Here is a 16,365-nt window from a genome sequence, read left to right as displayed (position 1 = left end):
CCTACGGGGCGCTCCGTTGACCGGGCAGGGTCGGGCGCCCGGTCGTGTACGCGTCGGGGACGGGTTTCCCCTGCTCCGGCGGGACCGGGCCGGCCGTCGGCGCCGTGATGACGTGCGCGCCCGGCGGGGAGGCCGGGGTGCGCCGGATCGCGGCACCGCCCTGGGCGGGTACGACCGGTTCGGTCACCGGGGCCATGGGCTCCGCGCCACCGCCCTGCGGACGGCGGGCCCGGTAGGCGGCCCGGTACGCGGCGGGGGAGGAGCCCAGCTGGCGCCGGAAGTGTCCGCGCAGCGCGACCGGCGAGCGGAAGCCGCAGCGGCCCGCCACCTCGTCGACCGAGTACTCGGACGTCTCCAGCAGCCGCTGCGCCTGCAGCACCCGCTGGGTGATCAGCCACTGGAGCGGGGCGCTGCCGGTGAGCGAACGGAACCTGCGGTCGAAGGTCCGCCTGCTCATGTAGGCGCGCGCGGCCAGCGTCTCCACGTCGAACTGCTCGTGGAGGTGCTCCAGCGCCCAGGCCACGACCTCGGCGAGCGGGTCGGAGCCGATTTCTTCAGGTAAAGACCTGTCGAGGTAGCGCTCCTGGCCGCCACTGCGCCGCGGCGGCACGACGAGCCGGCGGGCCAGTGCCCCGGCGGCCTCCGTGCCGTGGTCCGTGCGGACTATGTGCAGACAGAGATCGATCCCGGCGGCCGTCCCCGCGGAGGTGAGCACGTCGCCGTCGTCGACGAAGAGCTCGCGCGGGTCGACGTGCACCGACGGATAGCGCTTGGCCAGCGTCGGCGCGTACATCCAGTGCGTGGTCGCCGGGCGGCCGTCCAGCAGGCCGGCGGCGGCGAGCACGAACGCGCCCGTGCACAGCCCGACGATCCGGGCGCCCTCCTCATGGGCGCGGCGGAGCGCCTCCAGTGCCTCGGCGGGCGGTGGCGAGGTGATCGAGCGCCAGGCGGGCACCACGACGGTGCCTGCCCTGCTGATCGCCTCCAGCCCGTAGGGCGCGGTGAGTTCGAGTCCCCCGGTGGTTCGCAGCGGTCCTTCTTCTCCTCCGCAGACGAGGAGTCGGTAGCGCGGAACTCCCGCGTCCTGGCGGTCGATTCCGAACACGGAGAGCGGGATCGAACTCTCGAAGATGGGGCCGCCGCTGAACAGCAGCACGGCGACGACTTCTCGTCGTCGACGGCCACTGAGCTTCCGTACAGCCTCCGTTGCGGCGGCGGAGTCCTGGCTCATGACGCTAAGCCCCCCTCGGTGTTCGCGTCTTCCTGGTCCTTACGGGCCTGTCGCACCTGCACTTTTCCCCTCGGTCCTGCACGAGTTCCCCAGACTTCGATACCCAAGATCGAATCTACTGCGTCCCGTGGTGCCGGCGTGACAAGTTCACCAACCGGCGTTATGTCGACAAGGCAACTTGGCGGGAAGCATTCGATCACGAAGCGTTTCATCCGATGGCCGTGCAGGGAAGGGCGTCTCGCGTTCATGGCCCGTCCCCGTTGGGTGGAAGCGTACCGCGCGGTCTCTTCCTGCCTGGTGACAAGGGGGTTGATCGGCCAATTCGGCAAGGAATGGGTACGGGTATGAAGTTGGCTGAAAATAGCTGGTTGTGCATACGTGATTCAGTCATTGAACCGGCGCACAACCCGGGTGATCAACCGCTTCTTTGCGCCCCCTGGGCAGGTCGGAGGGGTGATCGTACGGAACGGGGTGGTGGCAAACCGCAACGACCGGATTCCGCCCGCCGGGCCGGTGCAGGTACCCGTCCGGGTGGATCGGCCCGACGGGGCGGGTGGGCCGGAGCGGGTGCGGTGTGACTCCCGGGGCGGGGTGCCGTCGGCGGCGGCGCGATGATCCATTCCGCGGCCGCGCCGGGGCCCGGAGGGCGCACCCCGGCGCGCAGGGGCGACGGACCCGGCTCCGTCCGGTCACGGATCGCGGCCGGACGTCCCCGGCGGCGTCGGTGTACAGCACAAGCGGCATTGCCATACCGGTCCGCCTCGGGCATGCTCCGTGAAACGTCGCGCGCGCTTTGCGCGGGTCTGGGCAGTGGAGGAGTGGCGCCGTACCCTTGGGGGTAAGGGGTTGGGAAGATGATTCCCGGACACCGCAACACCGCCCGCTGACGCTCCTTCCCCACGTCGCTCTCCTCACGAGGACTCTCTTCGCCGAGACACCGATGGCCGGTCACGAAATCCCCGAACCCGCCGACCGCAAGCAGGTAGCCGACCCCATGTCGGACCCGCTGACGGTCGAAGAAACACGTCATTCCTGCGATCCGGCGTTCCGCCATGGGGTCGTGGTCGGCTTCGACGGCTCGACCTCCAGCGAGCGGGCCCTCGCCTATGCCATCGGGATGGCCCGAAGATCCGGCTCCGGTCTGATCATCGTCCATGTCGCCAACCGGCTGCCGACCACGGTCTGGGCGGGCTGCGAACCTCCCGTCTTCGTGGACGTGCCCGATCACCGCACCGAGGTGCTCGGCCTGGAGCTCGCCTGCGCGGACTACCTCACCGAGGTCCCCTGGGTGCTCGTCGAGCGCGGCGGGGACATCTGCCACGAGTTGGAGGAGGTCGGCCGGGAGTACTCGGCCGACGCCATCGTCGTCGGCTCCACGCACGGCATCGTCGGCAGGATCTTCGGCTCGGTGGCGGGCCGCCTCGCGCGACGCGCGCAGCGCCCGGTCGTCGTCATCCCCTGAGAGCCGTCACCGGACCTCCCGCGGACCGCCGCGGCGCCTTCCGGCCGTGTCCGTGCGGCTCGCGGCGGCCGGCCCGAAGCCCGCACGGACGGCCCGGCTCCCCGCGCCCGGCAGTCCGGCGTCCTGCGCCCCCGCGGCCCCTTCCGTCCCCTGGGTGCCCTCGCTGTGGCGCATCCGTTCGACGTGGCGTCAAATCGCCGTCAAAAACCGGCATTTGAGGGCCCGGGAAAGGTGGATTGGGTGCTTGTGGGGGGTACATCACGGTTACCGGACAGGCCGGTGCACCGGGGCAGGCACCGGCCGGTGCCGACGCGATCCCGCATCCGCGGTGGCGGCGGATGCGGGACCGCACGGCATATCTCGGCCGTTCCGCGAGGGCCTGTTCGACGGTGGAGGGCCTATTCGACGGTGACGGACTTCGCCAGGTTGCGCGGCTTGTCGATGTCACGGCCCATGGCCAGCGCCGTGTGGTACGCGAAGAGCTGGAGCGGGATGCCCATCAGGATCGGGTCCAGCTCGTTCTCGTTCTTCGGCACGACGATGGTGTGGTCGGCCTTCTCCTGCACCTGGTGGGCGACGGCGAGGATGCGGCCGCTGCGGGCCTTGATCTCCTCCATCGCGGCGCGGTTCTTCTCCAGCAGGTCGTCGTCCGGCACGATCGCCACCGTCGGCATCGCCGGTTCGATCAGCGCGAGGGGCCCGTGCTTCAGCTCGGAGGCCGGGTACGCCTCCGCGTGGATGTAGGAGACCTCCTTGAGCTTCAGCGAGGCCTCACGGGCCACGGGGTAGCCGCGGACCCGGCCGATGAACATCATCGACTTGGCGTCCGCGTACTCGGCCGCCATCTTCTTGATCTCGTCCTCGTTGGCCAGGATCTCGCTGATCTGGGCGGGGAGCCTGCGCAGCCCCTCGATGATCCGCTTGCCGTCGGAGACCGACAGATCCCTGATCCGGCCCAGATGCAGGGCGAGCAGCGCGAACGCGACGACCGTGTTGGTGAAGCACTTGGTGGAGACGACGCACACCTCGGGCCCGGCGTGCACATACGTACCGCCGTCGGCCTCCCGGGCGATCGCGGAACCGACCACGTTGACGACGCCGAGCACCCGGGCGCCCTTGCGCTTGAGCTCCTGGACGGCGGCCAGCACGTCGTACGTCTCGCCGGACTGCGAGACCGCGACGTACAGCGTGTCCGGGTCGACCACCGGGTTGCGGTAGCGGAACTCGGAGGCCGGTTCGGCGTCGGCGGGGATGCGGGCGAGCTCCTCGATCAGCTGGGCGCCGATCTGACCCGCGTGGTACGAGGTGCCGCAGCCGAGGATCTTGATCCGGCGGACCCCGCGCGCCTCCCGGGCGTCCAGGTTGAGGCCGCCCAGGTGTACGGTGGCGAAGCGGTCGTCGATCCGGCCGCGGAGCACCCGGTCGACGGCGTCGGCCTGCTCGGAGATCTCCTTGTGCATGTACGTGTCGTGGCCGCCCATGTCGTACGACTCGGCCTCCCACTCCACGGTGGTCGGCGTGGCCGTCGTGGACGAGCCCTCCGTCGTGTACGTACGGAAGTCGTCGGCCTTCAGGGTGGCCATCTCGCCGTCGTCCAGGGTGACGACCTGGCGGGTGTGGGCGACCAGCGCGGCGACGTCCGAGGCGACGAACATCTCCTTCTCGCCGATGCCGAGCACCACCGGGGAGCCGTTGCGGGCGACCACGATGCGGTCGTTGAAGTCGGCGTGCATGACCGCGATGCCGTACGTGCCCTCGACCGAGCGCAGCGCCTCGCGGACCTTCTCCTCCAGGGTGTCCGCCTGGGCGCGGGCGATGAGGTGCACCAGCACCTCGGTGTCGGTCTCGGAGAGGAAGACGACACCGTCGGCGACGAGCTTCGCACGGAGCTCGGAGGCGTTGTCGATGATGCCGTTGTGGACGACGGCGACCTTGTTGTCGGCGTCCAGGTGCGGGTGCGCGTTCTCGTCGCTCGGGGCGCCGTGGGTGGCCCAGCGGGTGTGGGCGATCCCGGTGGTGCCGGTGAAGCGCTTGGGGACGCGGGCTTCCAGCTCGCGGACCCGGCCCTTGGCCTTGACCATCCGCAGCGCGGCGGGCCTGCCCGCCGACGCCTTGCCGGTGATGACGATGCCCGCGGAGTCGTAACCCCGGTACTCCAGCCGCTGCAGCCCTTCCAGCAGCAGCGGAGCCACGTCACGCTTCCCGATGTATCCGACGATTCCGCACATAGAGTCTCTGCCCCTCCATCGACGTACCTGTGGTGCCCGGCGCTCGGCCGCGGGTTCTTCAGCCGTAGACGATGCGGCGCAGCTGGCGGAGCGAGAGCTCCGGCGGCGCGACCGCGCGGTGCGGCAGCTCGGCCGCGATCCGCTCGAAGATCTCCGCGTTGACCAGGCCGCCGGACTGCAGTTCGCGGTGGCGGCGGCGGACGAAGTCGTCGGTCGTCTCGTCGAAGTACGCCAGCACGTCGAGGATCACCCGGGCGGCTTCACCGCGCTGGAGCGCGGTGCTGCGCACCAGGTGGTCGATGAGGTCGTCATGCGACGGGCGGCGTTCGAGCACTCGTTGATATTGCGATGGGCGGGGCGCTTACGCAACAATCCTGCCCGATATCGGGCAGGCTCGGGTGTGATGACGGTCTCGAACGGCCCGGGAACCGTCCGGAGGCGGGCGGGACGGGCCCGGCGCGCGGCGCTCCGGGACGCTACAGGCGCCTGAGGACGGCCTGCTTGGCGGCGGCGAACTCGTCGTCGGTGAGGACCCCGGACCGGTGCAGCTCGCCGAGCTCGCGCAGCCGCCGCAGGGCCACGTCGTGGTCGTCGGCCGCCGGGGCCGCGCTCTCCTCGGGAGCGGCGGGCAGCGCCGCCGGGGCGCGCTCCGCCGCGCCCGGCAGCCGCACCAGGACCGCCGCCGCGACCAGGACCGCCGTGTACTCCTTCTTGGACAGCCCCCACAGGTCCAGCGCGTACGGGTCGTACTCGGCCTCCTGGGCGCGGGAGGCCGGGTCCTCGCCCCGTACGAAGCGCAGATGGCCGTTCTCCAGGCCGATGGCGGGCATCCAGTGCACACCCGTCACCTCCGACACCGGGAACGCGACCGGACCGCCGGAGAGCTTGACCTCCTTGGCCTTCCAGTTCCACGTCAGGCGCACGGTCTCCCCGTCGAACGAGGCCGTGCCGTCCCCGCCGCCACCGGCGACCGGCACCGCGGGCCCCGGCAGCAGGAAGCCGTCGACCGCGCCGGTGGGCACCTGCTCGACCCGCAGGGCGTCGCGCACCTCGTCGGCGAAGTACTCCGCCACCCCGCTCCGGTCCTTCTCCACGGTCAGCTGGTACGGGTCCGCCGCGTCCTTCAGCCGCCCGCCGGCCGCCCGCAGCACCGGGCACGCGCCGTCGCGCAGCCGCAGCCGCAGCCGACCGCCCTTGCGGTCCGGTTCGAAGGAGACGCCCGCCAGGGCCCGCAGCGGTACGGCGCACTCGCCGAGCTCCTGCCGGAGCGGATGGACGCCCTTGCCCCGGCCCGGCACGATCCGTACCGTTTCGCCGTCGAAGTGCCAGGTCCCGTCGCGCTGGATTATTTCCGCCATGCGACAGATTCTGTCAGCCGCGAAACAGGGAAAGCGGTCTGCACCTTGACCGCGCGTGAGACGCGCGATACGCATGGTGATGGCATGGTCGCTCAGAGATCCGCATCGGTCACGCAGGAGATCCACAGGTGTGAACCCGTCGAAGGGATCCGGCTCGTGAGACTGCACAGGACACCGCGCACCACCCTGCCCAGACTCCTCGGCTCGCTGCTCCTGGTCACCGCGGCCGGGATCTCCGGTGCCGGAGCGGCGGAGAGACCGGCGGCGCACGGCGGCCCGGCCGCCGCCCCGCCCCGCCCGCTCGGCCAGGTCGTGCCCGCCCCCGCCGCGGCCGAACCCGGCGGCTCCCCGTACACCATCACGGCGGGCACCAGGATCCGTGTCGACGGCTCGGGCGAGGCCCGGAAGGTCGGCGACTACCTGGCGGGCGTGCTGCGCCCGTCCACCGGTTACCCGCTGCCGGTCACCGGCGACGGGGGCGACGGCATCCGGCTGCGCGTCGACGCCCGCGACGGCGAACTGGGCGCCGAGGGCTACCGCCTGAAGTCGGGCCGGGGCTCGGTGACCATCACCGCGCGCGGCCCCGCGGGGCTCTTCCACGGCGTCCAGACGCTCCGCCAGCTGCTCCCGGCCGGGGTGGAGCGCAGGAGCCCCCAGCGGGGGCCGTGGACGGTCGCGGGCGGCACGGTCACCGATGTGCCGCGTTACGCGTACCGGAGCGCGATGCTCGACGTCTCCCGGCACTTCTTCTCCGTCGCCGAGGTCAAGCGCTACATCGACCAGCTCGCCCTCTACAAGATGAACAAGCTCCATCTGCACCTCTCCGACGACCAGGGCTGGCGGATCGCGATCGACTCCTGGCCGAGGCTCGCCACGTACGGCGGGCGGACGGAGGTCGGCGGCGGCCCCGGCGGCTTCTACACGAAGGACGACTACCGGGAGATCGTCCGGTACGCGGCCTCCCGCTATCTGGAGGTCGTCCCGGAGATCGACCTGCCCGGCCACACCAACGCGGCACTCGCCTCGTACGCGGAGCTGAACTGCGACGGGGTCGCGCCGCCGCCGTACACCGGCACCGAGGTCGGTTTCAGCTCGCTCTGCGTCCCGAAGGCCGTCACCTACGACTTCGTGGACGACGTGGTCCGCGAGATCGCGGCGCTCACCCCCGGCCCGTACATCCACATCGGCGGCGACGAGGCGCACTCCACCAGCCACGAGGACTACGTGGCCTTCATGGACAAGGCGCAGGCCGTCGTCGGCAGGTACGGCAAGACCGTGGTCGGCTGGCACCAGCTGACCGGGGGCACACCGGCGAAGGGCGCGGTCGCGCAGTACTGGGGGTACGACAGGACGGGCGCCGCCGAGCGCGCGCAGGTCGCGGCCGCCGCCGCGCACGGCACCCGGCTGGTGCTGTCCCCGGCCGACCGCAGCTACCTCGACATGAAGTACGACGAGGACACCGTGCTGGGCCTGAACTGGGCCGGTTACGTCCCGGTGCGGCGCTCGTACGACTGGAACCCGGCGACGTACCTGGCCGGTGCCCCGGCGGACTCGGTCCTGGGGGTGGAGGCGCCGCTCTGGTCGGAGACCCTGACCGACAGCGACGGGATCGAGCAGATGGCGTTCCCCCGGCTGCCCGGCATCGCGGAGCTCGGCTGGTCGCCCGAGGCCGCGCACGACTGGGACGCGTACAAGGTGCGGCTGGGGGCGCAGGGGCCGAGGTTCTCGGCGCTGGGCATCGACTACTACCGCGCGCCGGAGGTCCCCTGGGCCACCGAGTGAGCGGGCCCCGGGCGGACCGGCCGGGCCCGGCCGGTGGGCGGGTTCCGTCCGGCTCCCGGGCCCCGCCCGGCCGGGACCGAGGTGTGCGCCGGCGGCGTCAGGCCCCGAACTCCGCGCGGCAGCCGTCGAGTCCCTCGACGGTGACCTCCACGCTCCGGTACTCCTCCCAGCGCGCCCGGTCCATCCGCAGCCGCCGCACGGTGACCGGCGCGCCCCGCACGGCGGCGACGGCGGTGCCGTCCGGCAGATAGCCGAGCCGGCGCGAGACGCCCAGCGAACGCGGGTTGTCGCTCATCGCGGCCGACACGGCCGTCCGGGCCCCGAGACCGGCGAAGGCGAGATGCAGGACGGCGGCCCGCATCTCGGTGCCGATGCCCCGGCCCTGATGGGCGAGGCCCAGCCATGAACCGGTGCTGACCTGGCCGGTCACGGCGAAGTCCCGCGCCATCAGGTCCTGCCGCCCGACCACCCGCCCCTCGTGCAGCACGGCGAGGCTCAGCGCCCAGTCCCGTACCGACCAGTCGGCGATGGTGGACAGCACGTGCTGGAACACCGCCTTGCCGCGTTCCTCGGGCGGTACGGCGGTCCAGGGGACCGTGAACGGCATCTCGTCCGGCGCGTGCACCCCCTCGGCGGCGACCGAGGCGAGGTCGTCCAGCAACTCCAGCCCGGGAAGGCGTAGTTCCAGGCGCGGTGTGCGGAGGCGGAGCCCGTACAGGGGCCAGTGCTGCGGCTTCATGGACGGACTCTGCCGCGCGGCGCGGTGCGCTGTCGAACGGATTGTCCGCCCGGCGGCCGCACCGCCGACCCGGTGCCGCGAAGGGTCAGGGACGCGGCCAGGGGCGGCCGCCCAGGCGCTCGATGTCGGTGTTGAAGCGCCTCAGATAGGCGGCGAAGCCGGAGATGTCCTCGTCCGACCAGTTGGCCATGACCCGCTCCAGGGAGCTGACCAGGCCCTCGCGCTCCGCGTCGAGCATGCGGGCGCCCTCGTCGGTGATCCGGAACTTGCGGGCCATGCCGCCCTCGGGGTCCGGGATGCGCTCCACGAGCCCGGCGCGCATGGCCGCCGCGGTCTGCCGGTTGAGGGTGGAGGCGTCGAGCCCGAAGGCGTCGCTGAGCTCGCCGATGGACATCGGGCCCTGGATGCGGACGCGGCTGAGCAGGATGTAGGCGCTGTGGTCCATCAGGCCGTCCTTGCGCCGGCCGCCCTTGTTGTGCAGGAGCCCGTGGCGGCTGAGGAGCATCTGCTCGTACTCGACCTCGTGGGTGGGCCTGGTCATGCGCCTGCCGCCTCCTGCTGTCGTCCGGGCGTCCCGGCATGTTTCCGAATGTCGCCCTCCATTCTCCCACAGGCTCATGCAACGTACATATAACGTGCTCGATGCATGAAGTGTGTACGATGCATAATCTTCTTCCGATACACATCGTCTTCTTCCATACACATCCCGAGGAGTCCCGGATGGGCGCCCCCCAGCCAACAACCCGCCCAGGCGGCGTCGTCGCCACACTGGCCATCGCCGGTGTCACGGCGGCGATCATGCAGACCCTGGTCACCCCGCTCATCGGGGAACTGCCGCAGATCCTGAGCACCACCCCGTCGAACGCGGCATGGGTGATCACCGTCACCCTGCTGGTCTCCGCCGTCTGCGTGCCCGTCTCCGGACGCCTGGGCGACATGGTCGGCAAGCGCCGGATGCTGCTCGTGTGCTCCGTGCCGCTGATCGTCGGCTCGGTGGTGTGCGCGCTCTCCTCGTCCGTCATCCCCATGATCGTCGGCCGGGGCCTCCAGGGCATGGGCATGGGCGTGCTCCCGCTCGGCATAGCCCTGCTGCGCGACGTGGTCCCGGCGGAGAAGCTCAGCTCCTCCATCGCGCTGGTCAGCGCCTCCATGGGCATCGGTGGCGCGCTCGGCCTGCCGATCGCCGCGGCGGTCGCCCAGTACACGAACTGGCGGGTGCTGTTCTGGGGTTCGGCCGGTCTGGCCACCGTCGTCGCGGTGCTGATCTGGTTCCTGATCCCCGATGTGCCGGCCGGCGCCAAGGGCCAGCGCTTCGACGTGCTCGGCGCGCTCGGTCTCGGGGCGGGCCTCGTCTGCCTGCTGCTCGCCGTCTCCAAGGGCGCCGACTGGGGCTGGGGCTCGGCGACCACGCTCGGCCTGTTCGCCGCCGCCGTCGTGGTGCTGGTCGCCTGGGGCCTGTGGGAGCTGCGTACCCGGGACCCGCTGGTCGATCTGCGCACCACCGCGCGCCCCCGGGTGCTGATGACCAACCTCGCCTCCGTCTTCGTCGGCTTCGGCATGTACGCCAGCATGCTGATCTCGCCGCAGCTGCTGCAGTTCCCCTCCGCGACCGGCTACGGCCTGGGCCAGTCGATGCTCGCGGCGGGCCTGTGGCTGGCGCCCGGAGGCATCATGATGATGATCGTCTCCCCGCTCGGCGGAAAGCTCATCGACGCCCGGGGCCCGAAGTTCACCCTGGTCTGCGGCATCCTGGTCATCGCGGTCGGCTACGGCCTGGCGCTGGTGCTGATGGGCTCCGCGTGGGGCCTGATGGTGGTCAACATGGTGACCAGCAGCGGCGTCGGCCTGGCGTACGGGGCGATGCCCGCACTGATCATGGGCTCGGTGCCGCTGTCCGAGACCGCGGCCGCCAACGGCTTCAACACGCTGATGCGCTCCCTCGGCACGTCCATCGGGGCGGCGGTGGTCGGCGTGGTCCTCTCGCAGCTGACCGTCACCATGGGCGGCCACACCTTCACCTCCGAGAACGGCTTCCGTACCGGACTCGTGGTCGGCTGTGGCGTCGCCCTGGTCGCGGCGGTCATCGCCGCCGCCATCCCGGCCCTGCGCCGCACGGAGGACGGCGCCGAGACCATGCCGGAACCGGCCCCGGCCAAGGCCTGACGCGCGTCGCGGGCATCCGCGCCTGGCGTCGCGGGCACCCGCGTCGCGCGTCGCGCCTCTCCGCCGTCGCCCGTTCTCCGCGTTCGCGGGGGACGGGCGAGCGGGCGGCGGCGGTTCCGGTAAGGTCGCGCCCTTCGGACGGCGTCGGCCTCCGGAGCCCCGAAGGCGATCACGCCCATGACCTCCCCACGCTCCTCCCCGCTCTCCTCCCCGCGCCCCGACGCCGCGCTCTCCGCCCGCCGCCGCCTCGACGCCGCGCTGGACGGCCTCGCGGTCGCCTTCCGCGGCATGACCGCCCACCCCGACGAGGACAACTGCGAGTGCCACTGGGGCAGTGCCGAGGAACTCGCCCTGCTCAAGGTCCCGGACATCGAACTGGATGACGATCTCCTGCAACGCACCTGGCGGCCCTCCGACTGGATCGACCACGCGGCGGTGCTGCGCCGGATCCTCCCGCAGCTGGCCCGGTCCCTCGTCGCGGGCGGCGTCGAACCCTTTCTCGGCCCGGAGGAGATCGGCCGCTCGTTCGCCCGGGGCCACTGGCGGCAGTGGCCCGCCGAACAGGCCGGAGCCGTAAGGGAGTTCCTCCACGCCTGGTGGGCCCACACCCTCACCGACCCGGCCCCGGCCGTACCGGCCCATGAACTCCTCGCCCTGCTCGCCGAGGCGTCCGGCGCGCTCACCCCGTGGCTCGCCCACTGGGAGACGCAGACCGGCACCCCGGCCACCCGGCACCTCGTCGAGGCCGCCGACCACTGGGAGTACCACCTCCTCGGCGACGCGCTCCCCTGGGACGCCTGGGACAGCGAGGACGACGGGGAGGAGCGCCGCGCTGAACTGACGGCCTGGCTGCTGCACCACGCCCGCCCCCGCCTCGTCGCCCACGGAGCGCCCGCCGAACTGCTCCACCGCATACGCCTGCTCGGCCTCACCGGCCCGGCCCGCTGGGAGGACCCGCACTGGCCCCACCACCGCTACTGACCGGCCGTGCCGCGCCCGGGGGTATCAGACGGTGACCTCGGGATCTGCGGGGCCGAGGTGGCGCACCATGGTCTGCTCGGCATGCGGGGCGATCAGATCCCGCAACTCCCCGGCCGCGGCGGTGAGGAGATGGCCGTCGCGGTCGGCGTGGAGCGTTTCGAGGACGAAGACGACGCGGGTGGAGTCCTCGGTGACGCGGGTGCGGTGGGCATCGCGGTGGTTCCAGTGACGGGTGAGGACATCGGTGGTGTCCGCGTAGACGATCTCGCCCGGCTTCGGGTTCTCGATGGTGTCGGGTTCGCCGAGCGGGGTGAAGGACTCGGTGCCGTCCGCCCGGCGGATGACGACCTCGCCTGCGACCCGGTCCAGGTCGAAGGCCCCGGCGGGCAGGCCGTGCCGGACGGAGACGACGTTGTAGGAGTCGACGGCCGGGTTGATACGGGGCAGAGCGCCCTTCTTGGCGAGCCGGCGGCCGAGCGCGTCGACGCTGGGGCGGATGCGGCGCGGGTTGGTGCCGAAGGAGCGGTAGGCGGTGTGCCAGGCCCCGATCCGGGGATCGTTCTCGTCGGCGGGCTGCCAGCTTCCGTCGGCGAGCTGCCGCTCCAGGCCGGTCAGGGCGGCAGCGGTACCGGGCCAGGACTCGTGACCGCGCAGGCCGGTGGCGGTGACCAGGGCGATGAGGGTGTCGGGGAAGGCGGCGGCGACGTCGGCGGAGAGACGGAAGGCGGGCATGGCGGTTTCCTTGCTGGGGTTGATGTGGGGCGAGGTGGGGCGAGGCGAGGTACGGGGCCGTGCGCGGGAGCGTACCGCTGCCGGACGGCGCGTGCCGGGCCGTGCCTGCCGGATGGCGCCCGGCGCGGGAAGATCAGCCGGAGAGCGACGACCGCACCGCGCCGGCTCCGCGCGGACCGGGCGCAGTGGCGGGGTCCGGCGCGGTGACGAGCTAGAGCGCGTTCATCGGGCCGATCGCCGGGGCGGACGCGGCGGCCGAAACGGCCCCGGCGCGAGGGACTCAGCGGGGCTCAGGGGAACTCACGGGATGTCGCACATCACCGCCGGTCCGAACGGCCTGGGGCGGCGGGATCCGGTGCCGAGAAGTTCGTCACGTAGGAGGCCAACCGGAGAGGAGGGCGGGTTGGCGGCCGGGGATACCGGGCGGATGCGGGCCCGCCTGGAAAAGTTGTCGCCGGTCTGGGCTGCCGTCACGTCACGGCGTCGGCGAGCATGAAGGCGGCCACAGCCAACAGGACCACGGCGAAGATGCGCTGCAAGTGGGGCGCGGAGACCTTCGCGGCCATGCGCTTGCCGTTCCAGGCGCCCAGGATCGCGGTTCCGATGAACGGGCCGATCAGCGCCCAGTCGAGCGAGGCAGCGGTGCCGGAGCGAGTGGCCAGGGAGGCCAGTGAGTTGGCCGTGATGACCAGCAGGCTGGTGCCGACTGCGGCGTCCATCTCGAAGGCCAGGACGGTGACCAGAGCGGGGACGGCGAGAAAGCCGCCGCCCACACCGAGCAGTCCGGTCAGCGTGCCGAGTGCGGCGCCGGCCCCGGCTGCCTTGCCCGGCCGTACACCGTCGTCTTTGGGGCGGGCGGTGTCAGCGGGCCGGAGCATTTTGATGGCGGAGAGGGCGGCTGTGGCGGCGAAGGCAAGGGTGAGGGCGGTATGGGGCAGGTGAGCGGCGGCGGCTCCGGCGGCAGCCGCCGGAAGGATCCCGGCGGCTGCGAACGCCGCTCCGGCCTTCCACCGCACCCGTCCGCCCCGGGCGTGCGTGTACAGAGCGGTCAGGGATGTGGCGGTGACGATGATCAGGGCGGCGGTGGTGGCCGCGGCGGGGGTGAACCCGAGCAGGTAGATCAGCGCGGGCACCGCCAGGACGCTGCCACCGCCGCCGAGGGCGCCGAGTACCAGGCCGACGACGGCTCCTGCGGTCAGGGCCAGGATCAGGGCGGTCACGCTGTTCGCCCACTGTGTCCGCTGTCGTGGGACACAGGCCGTTCGGTTCCGGTGACGCGGAGGTGGGCCTGTTCGGGGTCGAGGGGGCCAGGACTGTGGCGGAACAGGAACATCGCATGCCTTCTGTGCGGGCGGGACAGGGGGTCAGGGCCGGGTGATGGTCAGGCCTGTGTCGGCGGCGGCCTCGAAGCCGTCATCGACGGCGATGACCTTTCGTCCGGTCGCGTCCAGGAGGGAGGCGGCGATCGCCGCCCGCATCCCGCCGGCACAGTGCACCCACACCGTGCCGTCCGGCACCTCACCGGTCCGGCCGTGCAGCTCGTGGAGCGGAATGTGCACGGAGTCCTCGATGAAGCCGTTCGCGCGTTCGGAGTCCCGGCGCACATCCACTACCACCACGTCCTCGCCGCGCTTGTGTGCATCGGCGAGGTCGGCGAAGCCGGCGCGGGCGAAGAAGGCGAGCCGTTCCCCCCGACGGACCCAGGTGGCTGGATCCCCGGTGGCGGCGGCGGCCGGGCGGTCGATGCCGACCCGGGTCAGCTCTCGCTGCGCGTCGGCAATCTGCGCCTGGGTGTCGCCGAGCAGGGTGACCGGCTTGCCCCACGGGATCAGCCAGGCCAGGTAGGTGGCCGGCTTGCCGGTGCCCTCGAAGTTGAACGATCCGGCCACGTGGCCGTCGGCGAAGGCGACCCGGTTGCGCAGGTCCACCACCCACTCACCCGCCGCCAGTCGTTCGGCGATCTGTGCCGCGTCGGCGGGTTCGGGCGGGGTCAGGTCGACGGGCGCGGGGCCGGCGGCGTTGGCCGGGCCCATGTGCGTGTAGTAGGCGGGCACGTTCTCCAGCCCGGCCAGGACCCGCTTCACGAAGTCGTCGACATCCAGGGTGAATGCGTCGTTGCCAGCGCGTTCCTGGCCGATCGTGCTTGCATCGCCCTCGGCTTGGGACGAGGAGCAGAAGCTACCGAAACCGTGCGTGGGCAGCACCGGCACCTCGTCGTCGAGTGTCGCCGCCAACCGGTGGACGGAGGCGTGCTGGGCACGGGCCAGTTGCTCGGTCAGCCGCGGGTCCACCAGGTCCGGACGTCCCACGGAGCCGATCAGCAGCGAGCCGCCCGTGAAAGCAGCCACCGGGCTTCCCTCCTCCTCCAGGACGTACGAGGTGTGGTGCGGGGTGTGGCCCGGGGTGGCTATCGCGCGCAGCACCAGGTACTCGTCCACCTCGGATACGTCCCCGTCCGCGACAGGAGTGCGAGGGAAGGTGACGCGGGCGCCGACCGGGACGAGGTAGCGGGCGCCGGTGAGGCGGGCCAGTTCCAGCCCGCCGGTGACGTAGTCGTTGTGCACGTGCGTCTCCGCCACGTAGGCGATGCGCACCCCTCGCCGCGCGGCGAGGGCGATCACCTGATCGACGTCCCGCGGCGGATCGACCACGACCGCCGCTCTCCGACCCCCTGCCAGATAGCTACGGTTGCCCAGCCCCTCGAACTCCAGAGTGTCGACAAAAAACATGGTGTGACTCCTCTCCGGGATGGCGTACCCGGGTAACTCCGTTTCGGGAAGCCGCCGCCGCAGCTCCGGAACTCTTGCGCCACTCCGAACCGTTCGCGATATCCGCGACTCTCACGTCCTGGGCCATTGCGTAAACGGTCACCGTCTGGAATGGCGGCAAGTGAACTTTCCGAAGACTGCGGGCGGACGGCGTATCCGGCCGGCCTCATGCCGGCGGACGCATGCGACGGCTATCTGCCGGTTTGCTTTCGTCAGCCCTCGCGTACCGCGTCTGCGACGCGACCGCTGTCGTTCTCTGCGGTCTCGCTCCCGGGAAGGACGACCGGCAGCCCCGCTGCTTCCCACGCCTCAAGGCCGCCCGCCACGCTGTAGACGGAGGACCGGCCCGCGCGGATCGCCTGCACGCCGCCCTGCGCGCTGCGGTTGCCTGTGCGGCAGACGAAGGCCAGTGGGCCGTCAGGCAGATCCGACAGCGACGCTGGCAGAGTGCTGAGCGCGGCGTGGACGGCGTCGGCCGGGTGACGCGCTGCCCATTCGTCGTCTTCACGGACATCGACCAGCGTGAGTTGCCCGTCCACGGCACGGCGACGCGCCTCAACAGGAGACAGGTCAGCGGGCATGCGGCCGTCGCCGGAACTCAGGCTCTGCGCGGGCAGGACCGTCCGGATCGCCTCGTAGTTCGAGGCATGGACGACGGCTATCTGCTGTCCCATCATCGGGCAGACATTCATTGCCTCTTCCCAGTGACGGGTGGACTCCCATTCCGCCACGTTGACGAGAGAGAATTTGCTTCCCGGAACGATCGTGCGGAACATGTGAGTCCGGAGGAAACCGGGCTGCGCCGCCATCACCTCCGCGGCATCCTGCCATGCGGCGAGATAAACGGCTTCCTTTTCCTCATCAATCTCGATCGAAATGATCACGACGTGGCGATTTTCCATCTGCTGCTTCCTCAAGTAT

The 16,365-nt window shown here is 71.5% G+C and carries 14 protein-coding genes; 4 read left to right on the top strand and 10 right to left on the bottom strand.

Annotated features, from left to right (window positions below; genetic code table 11):
- Nucleotide 1 precedes the first annotated feature (1 nt).
- A complete protein-coding gene (locus ACFVFH_RS04905; protein WP_383763396.1) occupies nt 2-1,231 on the bottom strand; it encodes a helix-turn-helix domain-containing protein in 1,230 nt (409 codons plus the stop codon).
- A gap of 940 nt (nt 1,232-2,171) precedes the next feature.
- Here ACFVFH_RS04905 and ACFVFH_RS04900 point away from each other — a divergent pair.
- Nucleotides 2,172-2,693, top strand: coding sequence for a universal stress protein (locus tag ACFVFH_RS04900; protein WP_383763393.1), 522 nt, complete (start codon nt 2,172-2,174; stop codon nt 2,691-2,693).
- A 398-nt stretch (nt 2,694-3,091) separates the two neighbouring features.
- Here ACFVFH_RS04900 and glmS read toward each other — a convergent pair whose 3' ends face one another.
- The 3 genes from glmS to ACFVFH_RS04885 form a co-directional block, all read right to left on the bottom strand.
- Nucleotides 3,092-4,921 (bottom strand): glutamine--fructose-6-phosphate transaminase (isomerizing), encoded by a 1,830-nt coding sequence (gene glmS / locus ACFVFH_RS04895; protein WP_383763391.1) that lies wholly within the window; start codon nt 4,919-4,921, stop codon nt 3,092-3,094.
- Between the two features lie 58 nt (nt 4,922-4,979).
- A complete protein-coding gene (locus ACFVFH_RS04890; protein WP_072489218.1) occupies nt 4,980-5,255 on the bottom strand; it encodes a hypothetical protein in 276 nt (91 codons plus the stop codon).
- Between the two features lie 142 nt (nt 5,256-5,397).
- On the bottom strand, nt 5,398-6,279 hold the full coding sequence (locus ACFVFH_RS04885; protein ID WP_383763388.1) for a DUF4429 domain-containing protein: 882 nt from the start codon (nt 6,277-6,279) through the stop codon (nt 5,398-5,400).
- A gap of 147 nt (nt 6,280-6,426) precedes the next feature.
- On the opposite strand from ACFVFH_RS04885, the gene ACFVFH_RS04880 reads away from it, so the two are divergent.
- Entirely contained in the window at nt 6,427-8,061 is a 1,635-nt protein-coding gene (locus tag ACFVFH_RS04880; RefSeq protein WP_383763613.1) for a beta-N-acetylhexosaminidase, read from the top strand.
- Between the two features lie 97 nt (nt 8,062-8,158).
- Here ACFVFH_RS04880 and ACFVFH_RS04875 read toward each other — a convergent pair whose 3' ends face one another.
- Both ACFVFH_RS04875 and ACFVFH_RS04870 read right to left on the bottom strand, forming a co-directional pair.
- On the bottom strand, nt 8,159-8,800 hold the full coding sequence (locus ACFVFH_RS04875; RefSeq protein ID WP_383763385.1) for a GNAT family N-acetyltransferase: 642 nt from the start codon (nt 8,798-8,800) through the stop codon (nt 8,159-8,161).
- An 85-nt stretch (nt 8,801-8,885) separates the two neighbouring features.
- On the bottom strand, nt 8,886-9,341 hold the full coding sequence (locus tag ACFVFH_RS04870) for a MarR family winged helix-turn-helix transcriptional regulator (protein WP_383763382.1): 456 nt from the start codon (nt 9,339-9,341) through the stop codon (nt 8,886-8,888).
- A 179-nt stretch (nt 9,342-9,520) separates the two neighbouring features.
- On the opposite strand from ACFVFH_RS04870, the gene ACFVFH_RS04865 reads away from it, so the two are divergent.
- Nucleotides 9,521-10,963 (top strand): MFS transporter, encoded by a 1,443-nt coding sequence (locus ACFVFH_RS04865; protein WP_383763379.1) that lies wholly within the window; start codon nt 9,521-9,523, stop codon nt 10,961-10,963.
- Nucleotides 10,964-11,140: 177 nt separating this feature from the next.
- Nucleotides 11,141-11,944 carry a hypothetical protein gene (locus ACFVFH_RS04860; RefSeq protein WP_383763377.1) on the top strand — a complete coding sequence of 268 codons (804 nt, stop codon included), beginning with the start codon at nt 11,141-11,143 and terminating at the stop codon, nt 11,942-11,944.
- Nucleotides 11,945-11,968: 24 nt separating this feature from the next.
- Here the strand turns inward: ACFVFH_RS04860 and ACFVFH_RS04855 are convergent, their stop codons facing one another.
- From ACFVFH_RS04855 to ACFVFH_RS04840, 4 genes are all read right to left on the bottom strand, one after another.
- Nucleotides 11,969-12,676 (bottom strand): B3/4 domain-containing protein, encoded by a 708-nt coding sequence (locus ACFVFH_RS04855; protein WP_383763374.1) that lies wholly within the window; start codon nt 12,674-12,676, stop codon nt 11,969-11,971.
- Nucleotides 12,677-13,146: 470 nt separating this feature from the next.
- Nucleotides 13,147-13,896, bottom strand: coding sequence for a sulfite exporter TauE/SafE family protein (locus ACFVFH_RS04850; protein WP_383763372.1), 750 nt, complete (start codon nt 13,894-13,896; stop codon nt 13,147-13,149).
- 144 nt (nt 13,897-14,040) lie between these two features.
- The gene (locus ACFVFH_RS04845; protein WP_383763369.1) at nt 14,041-15,405 is read right to left on the bottom strand and encodes a rhodanese-like domain-containing protein; all 1,365 of its coding nucleotides are present in this window, start codon (nt 15,403-15,405) and stop codon (nt 14,041-14,043) included.
- Between the two features lie 251 nt (nt 15,406-15,656).
- On the bottom strand, nt 15,657-16,346 hold the full coding sequence (locus ACFVFH_RS04840) for a rhodanese-like domain-containing protein (protein ID WP_383763366.1): 690 nt from the start codon (nt 16,344-16,346) through the stop codon (nt 15,657-15,659).
- Nucleotides 16,347-16,365: the final 19 nt, after the last annotated feature.

The organism is Streptomyces sp. NPDC057697, assembly GCF_042799335.1.
Taxonomy (GTDB): Bacteria; Actinomycetota; Actinomycetes; order Streptomycetales; family Streptomycetaceae; genus Streptomyces.
This window is presented reverse-complemented; position numbering and strand designations above follow the sequence as displayed.

Coding starts and splice junctions, on each gene's coding strand:
- ACFVFH_RS04905 (WP_383763396.1), bottom strand. CDS start 1,231: ATGAGCCAGGACTCCGCCGCCGCAACGGAGGCTGTACGGAAGCTCAGT.
- ACFVFH_RS04900 (WP_383763393.1), top strand. CDS start 2,172: ATGGCCGGTCACGAAATCCCCGAACCCGCCGACCGCAAGCAGGTAGCC.
- glmS (WP_383763391.1), bottom strand. CDS start 4,921: ATGTGCGGAATCGTCGGATACATCGGGAAGCGTGACGTGGCTCCGCTG.
- ACFVFH_RS04885 (WP_383763388.1), bottom strand. CDS start 6,279: ATGGCGGAAATAATCCAGCGCGACGGGACCTGGCACTTCGACGGCGAA.
- ACFVFH_RS04875 (WP_383763385.1), bottom strand. CDS start 8,800: ATGAAGCCGCAGCACTGGCCCCTGTACGGGCTCCGCCTCCGCACACCG.
- ACFVFH_RS04870 (WP_383763382.1), bottom strand. CDS start 9,341: ATGACCAGGCCCACCCACGAGGTCGAGTACGAGCAGATGCTCCTCAGC.
- ACFVFH_RS04865 (WP_383763379.1), top strand. CDS start 9,521: ATGGGCGCCCCCCAGCCAACAACCCGCCCAGGCGGCGTCGTCGCCACA.
- ACFVFH_RS04860 (WP_383763377.1), top strand. CDS start 11,141: ATGACCTCCCCACGCTCCTCCCCGCTCTCCTCCCCGCGCCCCGACGCC.
- ACFVFH_RS04855 (WP_383763374.1), bottom strand. CDS start 12,676: ATGCCCGCCTTCCGTCTCTCCGCCGACGTCGCCGCCGCCTTCCCCGAC.
- ACFVFH_RS04845 (WP_383763369.1), bottom strand. CDS start 15,405: ATGTTTTTTGTCGACACTCTGGAGTTCGAGGGGCTGGGCAACCGTAGC.
- ACFVFH_RS04840 (WP_383763366.1), bottom strand. CDS start 16,346: ATGGAAAATCGCCACGTCGTGATCATTTCGATCGAGATTGATGAGGAA.